The organism is Rhodococcus sp. D-6, from assembly GCF_040256695.1.
Classification (GTDB): Bacteria; Actinomycetota; Actinomycetes; order Mycobacteriales; family Mycobacteriaceae; genus Rhodococcus; species Rhodococcus pyridinivorans.
The window spans coordinates 5,025,269-5,037,322 of record NZ_CP132970.1 but is presented as its reverse complement, the minus strand read 5'-3'; the positions used below and the strand labels follow the sequence as shown (position 1 = coordinate 5,037,322).

Below are 12,054 nucleotides of genomic sequence, written 5' to 3'. Positions count from 1 at the left end.
CCGCATCGCCCACGGATGAGGACATCATGATCAGCAACGACGACATCGACACCCTCGCTCGCGCCACCGCGTACGGGCCGGACGGTGACAAGCTCGGACGCGTCGGAGAGGTCTACCTGGACAACGACACGGGCCGACCCGCCTGGATCACCGTCGTCACGGGTCTGTTCGGAACGCGCCGGCACTTCGCCCCGATCGACGAAGCCGTGCTCGACAGCACCGGAGTGCGCCTGCCCTTCGACAAGGACACGATCACCGGCGCCCCGAACATCGACGAGAACGGTGAGCTGACCCCGCTCGAGGAGGACGAGCTGTACCGCTACTACCGCCGGTTCGGGGACACCCCTGCAGGGGGTGGATCCACCGGCGATCAGGGCGGATTCACGGACGATCGGGCCGGGTTCACCGACGACCGCAGCGGCCTCGGCGAGCGGAGCGCAGCCGGTGGTGGCCTCGTCGGTGGCGCGGCCGGCGGACCGGGAGGCACCGGGACGCCGCACACCGGCGAGACGTACGGCACCACCACATCGGCGGGAACCGGGCCCTCACCGACACCGCCCGACGTCGCGCGTGAGGAGATCGCCGGCAACTACCGGCCGAGCGAGGGCCAGCGGGACGAATCGCTCGAGCACTCGATGCCGGGGCATACCGCGTCGACGCCGTCCACACCGTCCGGGACCGCGGACTCGTCCACACCGTCCGGGACCGCGGACTCGTCCACACCGTCCGGGACCGCGGACTCGGCGGCGGACACCGCCCGCCACGCAGCTCCCGGCAGCGACAGCGGCAGCGATCAGGAGATCGTCGGTCCGGGACCGACGGGGCCGGCGCACTTCACGCCGCCGCCGTCGGCCGACACGAGCACGGCCGATGCGAAGACGGACACGGCAGGCGGCGAGGACGCCGACCGGCCGCGCAAGCCGCGCCTGGTGCGCCGCGTCGTGACCACGGAGTACTACGAGGAGGAACCGGACGACGCGACCGGCGCCGGCCGTTCCTGATCCACACACGAAGCCGGGACGACCACAATCGATGTGGTCGTCCCGGCTTCGTCGTGCGGTACCACGTGTCGCGCGGTACGGTCCTGCGATCTACAACCAGGTGTCCTCCGTGACGGAGGTGAGGAACGCTTCGAGGTCTTCGCGCCAGGGCGCCGGCGTCGTCTTCTCCGGTTCGATCCCGGTGTACTGCCCGCGGTAGAAGAGCAGCGGGCGTTCCTTCTCGTCGCGCACCTCGCTCAGCGACGACACGCGACCGAAGACCACCCAGTGGTCTCCCCCGTCGTGCACCGTCTCGACCGTGCAATCGATGTGCGCAAGCGAGCCCGTCAGGACGGGTGAGCCCAACGGGGACGGCGTCCAGTCGAGTCCGGCGAACTTGTCGGGTTCGCGAGAACCGAACCGCGCGCAGGTCTCCTGCTGTTCCTCGGCAAGGACGTTGACGCAGAAGCGGCCCGCTCGTTCGATGGCCGCCCACGACCGCGACTGCTTCGTGGGGCAGAACAACACCAGCGGCGGGTCGAGCGACAACGCTGCGAACGACTGGCACGCGAATCCCACAGGCGTTCCGTCGTCCTCGGTGGTGGTGATGACGGTGACGCCGGTGCAGAACTGCCCGAGCACGGTGCGGAAGGCCCGCGGGTCGATCGCATCGTTCTCTCCGGCCTCCGGCGCGGTCATTACTGCATTCCCACCGAGAAGTCGTGGCCCCACAGGCTCACGGCCGTGGATTCACGGGCGATCCAGTCGTCGTCCTCGACCTGCAGCCCCTCGCAACCGAATTCGACGTCGAATCCACCGGGGGTCTTCATGTAGAAGGACAGCATCTTGTCGTTGACGTGGCGACCGAGCGTCGCCGACATCTTGACCTTCTTCCGCAGTGCGCGGTCGAGGGCGAGACCGACGTCGTCGGAGTTCTCCACCTCGATCATCAGGTGCACGATACCCGACGGGGTGGGCATGGGCAGGAAGGCGAGGCTGTGATGGCGCGGATTGCATCCGAAGAACCTCAGCCAGGCCGGTTTTCCGTCGGCGGGCCGGCCGACCATCTGCGGAGGCATCCGCATCGAATCACGCAGGCGGAAACCGAGCACGTCGCGGTAGAAGCGCAGCGATTCCTCGTCGTCGCGGGTCGAGAGCACCACGTGCCCGAGACCCTGCTCGCCGGTGACGAACTTGTGCCCGTACGGGCTGACGACGCGGCGGTGTTCGAGGGCGGCACCGTGGAACGCCTCGAGGGTGTTGCCCGACGGATCCTGGAAGACGATCAGTTCGTCGACGCGACGATCGGCGAGTTGCTCGGCGGTGCCCTCCTTGAACGGGACGCCTGCCGCGGACAGACTGTCGCGAACCGACTGGAGATCGGCGGCGTTCGCGGTCTCCCAGCCCGAGACGAGCAGCGTGTCGGATTCGTGCGGCTCGATGACGAGCCGGGCCGGGAAGTCGTCCATCCGCAGGTACAACGCGTCGGCGTGGGTGCCCTTGCCCTCGATCATGCCGAGGACCTTGAGTCCGTACTCGCGCCAGGCCGGGACGTCGGTGGCGCCGATCCGGAGATATGCCAGCGACCGGATACTCATCTATTCGACTCCGTCCGTGAGGAAATCCGCTGTCAGGCGGTTGAATTCGTCGAACTTCTCGAGCTGGGCCCAGTGGCCGCATCCACCGAACACGTGCAACTGTGCACGCGGGATCATCTTCAGCGCGACGAGTGCACCGTCGAGCGGGTTGACGCGGTCCTCGCGACCCCAGATCAGCAGTACCCGCTGACGGAGTTTGTAGGCGTCGCGCCAGAGCATCCCCTTCTCGAATTCGGCGCTGGAGAACGACTTCCCCATCGCCTTCGCCGCAGCGAGCGACTCGGGGGTGCTCGCCGACGCGAACCGCTCCTCGACGAGCTCGGGGGTGATCAGCGACTGGTCGAACACCATGATCCGCAGGAACGCCTCGAGATTTTCGCGGGTGGGCTCGTACGAGAACCGGCCGAGATTCTTGACGCCCTCGGTGGGGTCGGGTGCGAACAGGTTGACGCTCAGCCCACCCGGCCCCATGAGGACGAGCCGTCCGGCGCGTTCGGGGTAGTCGAGCGCGAACCGCACGGCGGCACCACCACCGAGCGAGTTGCCGAGGAGGTGGACGCGGTCGGTGATCCCGAGCGTGTCGAGCAGGTCCTTCAGCGCGGACGCGCTGTGCACGAAGTACTGCGGATGCTCGGTCGGCTTGTCGGACCTGCCGTAGCCGGGCTGGTCGACGGCGAGCACGTGGAACCGTTGTGCCAGCACCGGAATGTTCCTGGCGAAGTTCGACCACGACGACGCGCCCGGGCCACCGCCGTGGAGCAGGACGATCGTGGTGTCGTTGCCGACGCCGGCCTCGTGGTAGTGCAGGCGAAGGTCGTCGCGGACCTGCGCGAAACGGGAGGTCGACTCGTAGGTGATCTCGTCGATTGCGGTCACATCCACCCCTAGACCATCGTGTCGGTGATCGGCAGACCGAACTCGGCGGCACCGAACATCACGTAGGCGCGTTCGGCGTCGTTGGCGGCGTGCACACGACCGGCGTGCGCGTCGCGCCAGAAACGCTGGATGGGTGTGCCGTCCGCGAGTGCGGTGGCACCCGAGTTCTCGAAGAGACGGTCGATCGACGTGATTGCACGGCCGGTCGCGCGGACCTGGTCGCGACGCGCCCGCAGCCGCAGTTCCATCGGAACCTCCTCGCCGGCGAGGAGGTGGGCGTACTCGTCGGCGACGTTGCCCGACAGCTGACGCCAGGCCGCGTCGATGTCGCTCGAGGCCTCGGCGATGCGCACCTTGGCGAACGGATCGTCCTTGGCCTTCTCGCCGGCGTACGCCGCACGGACCCGCTTGCCCTGGTGTTCGACGTGGGCCTCGTACGCGCCGTAGGCCATGCCGACGATGGGCGTCGAGATGGTCGTGGGATGGATGGTGCCCCACGGCATCTTGTAGACGGGTGCGGTGTTGCGCTCGAGCCCGGGCGAGGCGAGGTCGTTCATGGCCTTGAAGCTGAGGAAGCGGTGGCGCGGGACGAAGACGTCCTTGACCTTGATCGTGTTGGATCCGGTGCCGCGCAGGCCGACCACGTGCCACACGTCGTCGATCTCGTACTCGGAACGAGGGATCAGGAAGCTGCCGAAGTCGACGGGGCGGCCGTCCTTGATGACCGGGCCACCGACGACGACCCAGCTCGCGTGGTCGCATCCGGACGACCAGGCCCACGCACCGTTGACCTTGTATCCGCCGTCGACGACCTCACCGGCACCCATGGGCGCGTAGGACGAGGAGATGCGGACGTCGGTGTCGTCGCCCCAGACCTCTTCCTGGGCCTGCTGGTCGAAGAGTGCGAGGTGCCAGTTGTGGACGCCGATGATGCCGGAGACCCATCCGGTCGAGCCGCACGCGCTCGCGATGTTGCGCACCGCGGTGAAGAAGGTGACGGGATCGGCCTCGTATCCACCCCACTGGGCCGGTTGCAGAAGTTTGAAGAAGCCGGCCTCCTGGAGTTCCTTGATCGAGTCGTCGGGCACCCGGCGCAGATTCTCGGCCTCCTGCGCACGTTCTCGCAGCGTGGGCAGCAGAGCGTCGATCCGCTGCAGTACCTCGTGGCTGTCGTGGTCACCCACTGGACGCTCCCGTCTGTTCAGGAATTGATCGCTTGTACCGAGACTAGAACATGTTCTTATTCGTGTCGAGACGCGCCGCACCCGCAGGTAGACAATCTCTATGGCGGGACCAAAGTCCCCGAACCCTTCCCCTCGGGACGCGAATTCTATAACGTGTTCTAGAAGAGATTTCCGGAGGGAAGTGAGCGGACATGGCACAGATTCGCGAGATCGACGTCGGAGAGGTCCGGACGCGTTTCGCGCGAGGCTGGCACTGCCTCGGCCTCAGTCGCACGTTCAAGGACGGCAAGCCTCACGCCGTCGAGGCCTTCGGCACGAAACTCGTGGTGTGGGCCGACAGCAACGGCGACGCGAAGGTGCTCGACGCGTACTGCCGCCACATGGGCGGCGACCTGTCACAGGGCGAGATCAAGGGCGATTCGGTTGCGTGCCCGTTCCACGACTGGCGCTGGGGCGGCAACGGCAAGTGCACGGACATCCCGTACGCCAAGCGTGTTCCCCCGCTGGCCCGCACCCGTTCGTGGATCACGATGGAGAAGCACGGCCAGCTGTTCGTGTGGAACGACCCCGAGGGCAACACCCCGCCTCCGGAGGTCACCATCCCCGAGATCGAGCAGTACGGCTCGGACGAGTGGACGGACTGGACCTGGAACCAGATCCGGATCGAAGGTTCCAACTGTCGCGAGATCATCGACAACGTCGTCGACATGGCGCACTTCTTCTACATCCACTACGCCTTCCCCACGTTCTTCAAGAACGTCTTCGAGGGGCACATCGCGGAGCAGTACCTCAACACCCGCGGCCGGCCGGACAAGGGTATGGCGACGCAGTACGGGCTGGAGTCGACGCTCGAGTCGTACGCGGCCTATTACGGCCCCTCCTACATGATCAATCCGCTGAAGAACAACTACGGTGGGTACCAGACCGAATCCGTGCTGATCAACTGCCACTACCCGATCACGCACGATTCGTTCATGCTGCAGTACGGCATCATCGTCAAGAAGCCGCAGGGCATGTCACCCGAGCAGTCCGACGTGCTGGCCGCCAAGCTCACCGAGGGTGTCGGCGAGGGCTTCCTGCAGGACGTCGAGATCTGGAAGAACAAGACAAAGATCGACAATCCCCTGCTGTGCGATGAGGACGGTCCGGTCTACCAGCTCCGCCGCTGGTACGAGCAGTTCTACGTCGACGTCGCCGACGTGACGGAGAAGATGACGGGCCGCTTCGAGTTCGAGGTCGACACCGCCAAGGCCAACGAGGCCTGGGAGAAGGAGGTCGCCGAGAATCTCGAGCGTAAGAAGCGCGAGGAAGAACAGGGCAAGCAGGAAGCGGAGGTGTGACGATGAGTGCCTCGACCCGGCGGAGCAGATGGGCGAAGTCCCCGGACTTCTCCCAGTGGCCCGAGCGGGCCGAGGCCGTCGCCGCCCAGACCGCGATCGACAAGATCAACTATCTGGATTCGGGTCAGCACGAGGTGCAGTGCCGCGAGTGCGGCACCTGCGTGCTGGTGCGCAAGAACAGCCTGTCGCACACGAGCGTGCAGTGGCAGGAGGATCCGGACACCGTGTGCCCGACCTTCCGCGAGACCGCCTCGCTCCGAGGCTCGTCCATCACACCGCGCGAAGGGTGTCCGCGGCTCCGGGAGAGCATCGACCGGGCCGTGCTCGACGGCACCCTTCCCGTACCGGACGGATCACCCACCTGACCGATTCCGACCCCGATCGACCCCGCGACGGCACCGTCCCTATCGGACGGTGCCGTTGCTCGTCGTCGGCCGGCGATATCGCGTTCCAGTGTCGGCGTCACCGCGTCTTCGCTTCACGTCCAGGACTCTTCGCATTCGGGGATGGACTCGGCACCGCCATTTCTATAACGTGTTCTACATGACGAAGCAGGAGTACGACATCGTTGTCGTCGGCAGCGGTGCCGGCGGAATGACCGCCGCCATCACCGCAGCCCGCAAGGGCGCCGACGTGGTCCTGATCGAGAAGGCGTCGCGCTACGGCGGGTCGAGCGCCCGATCGGGCGGCGGTGTGTGGATTCCCAACAACGAGGCGCTGAAGTCCGCCGGGGTGGACGACACCCCCGAAGAAGCCCGGAAGTACCTCCACAGCATCATCGGCGACGGCGTACCTGCCGAGAAGATCGACACCTACATCGATCGCGGACCGGAGATGCTCTCCTTCGTCCTGAAGAACAGCGCCCTCGAACTGCAATGGGTACCGGGCTATTCCGACTACTACCCCGAGGCGCCGGGCGGACGTCCCAGTGGCCGTTCGGTCGAACCGACGCCCTTCGACGGCCGCCGTCTCGGCGAGGATCTCGCTCTCCTCGAACCCGACTACGCCCGAGCTCCCAAGAACTTCGTCATCACCCAGGCCGACTACAAGTGGCTGAACCTGCTCATGCGGAATCCGCGCGGACCGGTTCGCGCCATGCGGGTCGGCGCTCGGTTCGTCTGGGCGAACATCACCAAGAAGCACCTGCTCGTCCGAGGCCAAGCGCTCATGGCCGGGCTGCGGATCGGTCTGCGCGACGCCGGTGTGCCCCTGCTACTGGAGACGGCGCTCACCGACCTCGTCGTCGAGGACGGGGTCGTGCGCGGCGTCGAGGTGGTCGCGAACGGCGAGAAGTGCGTCATCCGTGCCCGCAAGGGCGTGATCCTCGCAAGCGGCGGTTTCGAGCACAACGCCGAGATGCGGGCGCAGTACCAGCGTCAGCCGATCGGCACCGAGTGGACCGTGGGCGCGAAGGCGAACACCGGAGACGGCATCCGCGCCGGACAGAAGCTGGGCGCCGCAGTCGATTTCATGGACGATGCCTGGTGGGGACCGTCCTTCACTCTCACCGGCGGCCCGTGGTTCGCACTGTCGGAACGCAGCCTCCCCGGGTGCCTCATGGTCAACGCCGCAGGCAAGCGTTTCGTCAACGAGTCGGCGCCCTACGTCGAAGCGACGCATGCGATGTACGGCGGCAAGCACGGCCGCGGCGAGGGACCGGGCGAGAACATCCCCAGCTGGCTGATCCTCGATCAGCGCTACCGCGACCGCTACACCTTCGCCGGCATCACCCCCCGCACTCCCTTCCCCCGCCGGTGGCTCGAGGCCGGGGTGCTCGTCAAGGCCGGTTCCGTCGCCGAACTCGCCGAGAAGATCGGGGTACCGGCCGACGCCCTCACCGAGACGGTGCAGCGGTTCAACGGCTTCGCCCGGGCCGGCAAGGACGAGGACTTCGGCCGCGGCGAATCCCACTACGACCACTACTACGGGGATCCGCGCAACAAGCCGAATCCGAGCCTCGGCGTGGTCGACAAGGCCCCGTTCTACGCGTTCAAGGTGGTCCCCGGCGATCTCGGCACCAAGGGCGGGCTCGTCACCGATGTCCATGGCCGGGTGGTGCGCGAGGACGGCAGCGTGATCGACGGCCTGTACGCGACCGGTAACGCCAGCTCCCCGGTCATGGGTCACACCTACGCCGGGCCCGGCGCCACCATCGGACCGGCGATGACCTTCGGCTATCTCGCGGCCCTGGACATCCTGGACCGCACGCGTGACGAACGTGCCGAAGAGCTGCGAGAATCCGCCGACACCGTGTGACCCGATCGACTCGCGTTCGAGCCGTAGAAAGGAAGTACCCGTGCCCATCGATCCCTCGGTTGCCGTCGGAGCCGAACTGCCCGCTCAGGAGTTCGAGTGGAGCAGCACCGATGTCCAGCTCTACAACCTCGGCATCGGTGCCGGGTCCCATCCCACCGACGCGGGTGAACTGCGTTACCTCCGGGACAGGGGTCCCCAGGTACTCCCCACCTTCGCGACCGTCGCCGCGACCTTCCACCAGGTCGAGCCGCTGAAGGTCTCGTTCCCCGGGATCGAGATCGATCTCGCCAAGGTCGTCCACGGCAGCCAGGAGGTGACCGTGCACGCGCCCATCCCCGCTTCGGGCAAGGGCCGCACGGTCACCCGCATCGCCGAGGTGTGGGACAAGGGCAAGGCCGCGGTCGTCGTGCAGGAATCGGTGACCGAGGATCTCGACGGCAATCCCCTGTGGACCGCGCGGTCGTCGATCTTCGCCCGCGGTGAGGGTGGTTTCGGCGGCGAGCGCGGCCCGTCGGAGTCGGTGGAGTATCCCGATCGTGAACCGGACGCCGAGTTCGACGTGCCGACCCTTCCACAGCAGGCGCTGCTCTACCGCCTGTGCGGCGACCGCAATCCCCTCCACTCCGATCCCGAGTTCGCATCCGCGGCGGGCTTCCCGGCACCGATTCTGCACGGGCTGTGCACCTACGGCATCGTGTGCAAGGCGGTGACCGACGGTCTGCTCGACGCCGACGCATCGCGCGTGAAGGGATTCCGCGCCCGGTTCGCCGGTGTGGTCTTCCCCGGCGAGACCCTCCGGGTGCGCGTGTGGAACGACGGCGACCGCAAACTCGTGACCGTCTCCGTCATCGAACGCGATCTCGCCCCTGCCCTGGCCGACGTGGTACTCACCGTGGCGTGATCGCCACGCCCTCCCGAAAGAGCGACATTCGAACATGACACTTCGTGATTCGTCGCCGCGCCTGTCGCGGCGCGGTTTCCTCGCGGCCGGCGCCGGTGCGTTGGCGGTCTCCGCCCTCGGTGGATGGACCCCGGTACATGCCGTCCCCTCCGGGTCCGCGGCCTCGACGCTCCCCACTCCCCCGGTGTTCCCCGACGGCATCGATCTCTACCAGCAGGCGTACCAGAACTGGTCCAAGGAGATCATGCTGGACGCCATCTGGACCTGCGCGCCTCGCACCCCCGACGACGTGGTGCGCCTGGTGAACTGGGCGCACGAGAACGGATACACCATCCGTCCGCGCGGGGCCATGCACGGCTGGACACCGCTGACGATCGTCAACGGCGCACCCGTCGACCGGGTGATCCTCGCCGACACCATGCTCCATCTCGACTGGGTCCAGGTGAACCCCGGAGGCTCCCCCGCGACCGTCACGGCAGGTCCCGGCGCGACGCTCGACGTCATCACCACTGCATTGCAGGACCACGGTCTCGGACTCGCGAATCTTCCTGCGCCCGGCGTGTTGTCGATCGCCGGGGCGCTCGCCGTCAACGCGCACGGCGCCGCCCTGCCCGCCAACGGTGAATCCACCCTCCCCGGTCACACCTTCGGGTCGCTGAGCAATCTCGTGACCGAACTGACCGCCGTCGTGTGGGACGGCAGCGCCTACGCACTGCGTACCTTCACCCGCGCCGATCCCGAGATCACCCCGCTGCTCACGCATCTCGGCCGGACGTTCATCACGTCCGTCACGTTGCAGGCCGGACCGAACTATCGCATGCGCTGCCAGTCCTTCACCGACATCACCTGGCAGGAACTGTTCTCCCCCGCCGGTTCGCCGGGTCGGACCTTCGAGTCGTTCGTCGATTCGGCGGGGCGGGCCGAGGCGATCTGGTATCCGTTCACGGAACGTCCGTGGATGAAGGTGTGGTCGCTCGCACCGGAGAAGCCGGCCACCTCGCGGGAGGTCACCGGGCCGTACAACTACCCGTTCTCCGACAACGTGCCCGAACCGATCACCGACCTGCTGGGGCACATCACGGCCGGGAACACTTCGATCGCACCGGCTTTCGGTCAGACCTATTACGGCGTGACCGTGGCCGGTCTCGCCGCGACGGGATCGTCCGACATCTGGGGCTGGTCGAAGGATCTGCAGTTCTACATCAAGGCGACCACCCTGCGACTGACCGAGGGTGGCGGTGCGGTGCTCACGAACCGCACCAACATCGCCAACGTGATCCACGACTTCGCGCACTGGTTCTCCGAGCGCATCGAGCACTACCGCAGCCTGGGACAGTTCCCTCTCAACGGTCCGGTCGAAATCCGGTGCTGCGGACTGGATCGGCCGGAGGACGTCCTCGTCCCGTCGGCGGGACCGCCGACGATCGCGTCGACCCGCCCGCGTCCCGACCACCCGGAATGGGACACCGCCATCTGGCTCAACGTTCTCGGTGTCCCGGGAACTCCCGGCATGTTCGCCTTCTACCGGGAGATGGAGCAGTGGATGCGGCAGCGGTACAACGGAAGCGACTCGACCTTCCGGCCGGAATGGTCGAAGGGCTGGGCGTTCGGTCCCGACCTGCCGTACACCGACGAGCAGATCCTGACGCAGGGCCTGCCCGACACCTACCGGGAAGGTGTTCCCTCGGACGAGAACTGGGATTCGGCTCGCGCGGTCTACAACCGTCTCGATCCGCATCGGGTCTTCAGCAACACCTTCATCGACACCCTACTCCCCTGATCTCCCACGGGCGTCCTCGCTCACCACGGGCACAGCGCAGTCCTTTGCTAGGGTTCGCACCATGCGGAACGTGCGAAGGTGGATCGGTGCTGCTGCTGTGCCCGTGCTGGTTCTCGCGGGAGGTGTGACACTCGCGGGAACCGCGGTGGCCCTTCCCGACACGGGTTCGGTCGCCGTGTCGAACGGCACCGACGCCCCGGTGACCTTCGAGGCCGACGGCACCACCTTCCACGGCAGCCTCCGCAACCCGGACGGAGCCGCGGTGGCCGCCGCACTGCTGCTCCCGGGCAGCGGCACCACCGATCGCAACGGCAACCAGCCCGGCTGGGCGGCCGACACCCTGGTGCGCACCGCGGACGCACTCGCCGCCCACGGCATCGCGAGCCTGCGCTTCGACAAGATCGGGGCCGGTGAGACGGGCCTCGGGTCCTACACGGTCGAGACCATCGGCGAGTACGGCTTCACCGAGCAGGTCGACCACGCCGAAGCCGCGGTGCGTCTGCTCGCTGAACACACCGGAGTCTCCCCCGAGGAGATCCTCGTCCTCGGACACAGCGAGGGTGCACTGACCGCGCTCGCACTCGCCGATCGCGGTATCGGAAGCGGCTTCGCACTTCTCGCTCCGCTGCCGATGCGCTACCTGGACCTGCTGACCGCCCAGCTGAATGCCGTGGTGGATTCCGGACAGCTCGGCCCCGACGGCGAGGCGGTCCGGGCCGACCTGCCGCGTGCCGTCGAGTCGCTGCGGACGACCGGGGCCTTCCCCACCGATCTGCACCCGATCCTCGCGCAGTTCGGCATGAACCCCGCGAACGCGAAGTTCCTCTTCGAGTCCGACCAGCTCGACCCGGTTGAGCTCGCCGCGGAGCTGGCGGCCGACACCCCGGTGCTGCTCACCTGTTCCGACAAGGACCTGAACATCAACTGCGCGCAGGTCGAGCCGCTGCGAAACGCCCTCGCCCACACCGACCTGCAGTTCGAGCACTTCACCACCGCGAACCACAGCCTCGAGGAGCTCGGCCCGTTGCAGCCCGGCCCGGCCGACCAGGTGGCGCTGCTGCCCACCTCGTTCGAGTTCTCGGCGGCGATCGACGGCTGGGCGGCCGCACGCGGTCGCTGACTGTCGTGTTGTAGGTGAT

The 12,054-nt window shown here is 67.2% G+C and carries 11 protein-coding genes; 7 read left to right on the top strand and 4 right to left on the bottom strand.

All coding sequences use genetic code 11. The features are described 5' to 3' along the window. The first annotated feature begins 26 nt into the window (after window positions 1-26). A complete protein-coding gene (locus tag RBB84_RS23720; RefSeq protein WP_156666117.1) occupies window positions 27-1,001 on the top strand; it encodes a PRC-barrel domain-containing protein in 975 nt (324 codons plus the stop codon). A 90-nt stretch (window positions 1,002-1,091) separates the two neighbouring features. Here the strand turns inward: RBB84_RS23720 and hsaB are convergent, their stop codons facing one another. From hsaB to hsaA, 4 genes are read right to left on the bottom strand one after another with little or no spacing between them, the layout of a single operon-like run. Then, window positions 1,092-1,679 carry a 3-hydroxy-9,10-secoandrosta-1,3,5(10)-triene-9,17-dione monooxygenase reductase subunit gene (gene hsaB, locus RBB84_RS23715; protein ID WP_064256766.1) on the bottom strand — a complete coding sequence of 196 codons (588 nt, stop codon included), beginning with the start codon at window positions 1,677-1,679 and terminating at the stop codon, window positions 1,092-1,094. After that, window positions 1,679-2,578 carry an iron-dependent extradiol dioxygenase HsaC gene (hsaC, locus tag RBB84_RS23710; RefSeq protein WP_019290158.1) on the bottom strand — a complete coding sequence of 300 codons (900 nt, stop codon included), beginning with the start codon at window positions 2,576-2,578 and terminating at the stop codon, window positions 1,679-1,681. The genes hsaB and hsaC overlap by 1 nt, the downstream gene beginning before the upstream one ends. Then, window positions 2,579-3,454, bottom strand: coding sequence for a 4,5:9,10-diseco-3-hydroxy-5,9,17-trioxoandrosta-1(10),2-diene-4-oate hydrolase (gene hsaD / locus RBB84_RS23705; protein ID WP_006550449.1), 876 nt, complete (start codon window positions 3,452-3,454; stop codon window positions 2,579-2,581). Between the two features lie 8 nt (window positions 3,455-3,462). Beyond that, a complete protein-coding gene (hsaA, locus tag RBB84_RS23700; RefSeq protein ID WP_006550450.1) occupies window positions 3,463-4,638 on the bottom strand; it encodes a 3-hydroxy-9,10-secoandrosta-1,3,5(10)-triene-9,17-dione monooxygenase oxygenase subunit in 1,176 nt (391 codons plus the stop codon). 191 nt (window positions 4,639-4,829) lie between these two features. On the opposite strand from hsaA, the gene RBB84_RS23695 reads away from it, so the two are divergent. The 6 genes from RBB84_RS23695 (at window position 4,830) to RBB84_RS23670 (ending at window position 12,035) form a co-directional block, all read left to right on the top strand. Continuing rightward, window positions 4,830-5,978, top strand: a complete 1,149-nt coding sequence (locus RBB84_RS23695; RefSeq protein ID WP_006550451.1) for a Rieske 2Fe-2S domain-containing protein — start codon at window positions 4,830-4,832, stop codon at window positions 5,976-5,978. A gap of 2 nt (window positions 5,979-5,980) precedes the next feature. After that, on the top strand, window positions 5,981-6,343 hold the full coding sequence (locus RBB84_RS23690; RefSeq protein WP_033096911.1) for a hypothetical protein: 363 nt from the start codon (window positions 5,981-5,983) through the stop codon (window positions 6,341-6,343). Window positions 6,344-6,521: 178 nt separating this feature from the next. Then, the gene (kstD, locus tag RBB84_RS23685; protein ID WP_006550453.1) at window positions 6,522-8,234 is read left to right on the top strand and encodes a 3-oxosteroid 1-dehydrogenase; all 1,713 of its coding nucleotides are present in this window, start codon (window positions 6,522-6,524) and stop codon (window positions 8,232-8,234) included. 40 nt (window positions 8,235-8,274) lie between these two features. Beyond that, window positions 8,275-9,135, top strand: a complete 861-nt coding sequence (locus RBB84_RS23680) for a MaoC/PaaZ C-terminal domain-containing protein (protein WP_064256765.1) — start codon at window positions 8,275-8,277, stop codon at window positions 9,133-9,135. A 34-nt stretch (window positions 9,136-9,169) separates the two neighbouring features. Then, the gene (locus RBB84_RS23675) at window positions 9,170-10,915 is read left to right on the top strand and encodes a cholesterol oxidase substrate-binding domain-containing protein (RefSeq protein WP_064061663.1); all 1,746 of its coding nucleotides are present in this window, start codon (window positions 9,170-9,172) and stop codon (window positions 10,913-10,915) included. 61 nt (window positions 10,916-10,976) lie between these two features. After that, entirely contained in the window at window positions 10,977-12,035 is a 1,059-nt protein-coding gene (locus tag RBB84_RS23670) for an alpha/beta fold hydrolase (protein WP_231912057.1), read from the top strand. Window positions 12,036-12,054: the final 19 nt, after the last annotated feature.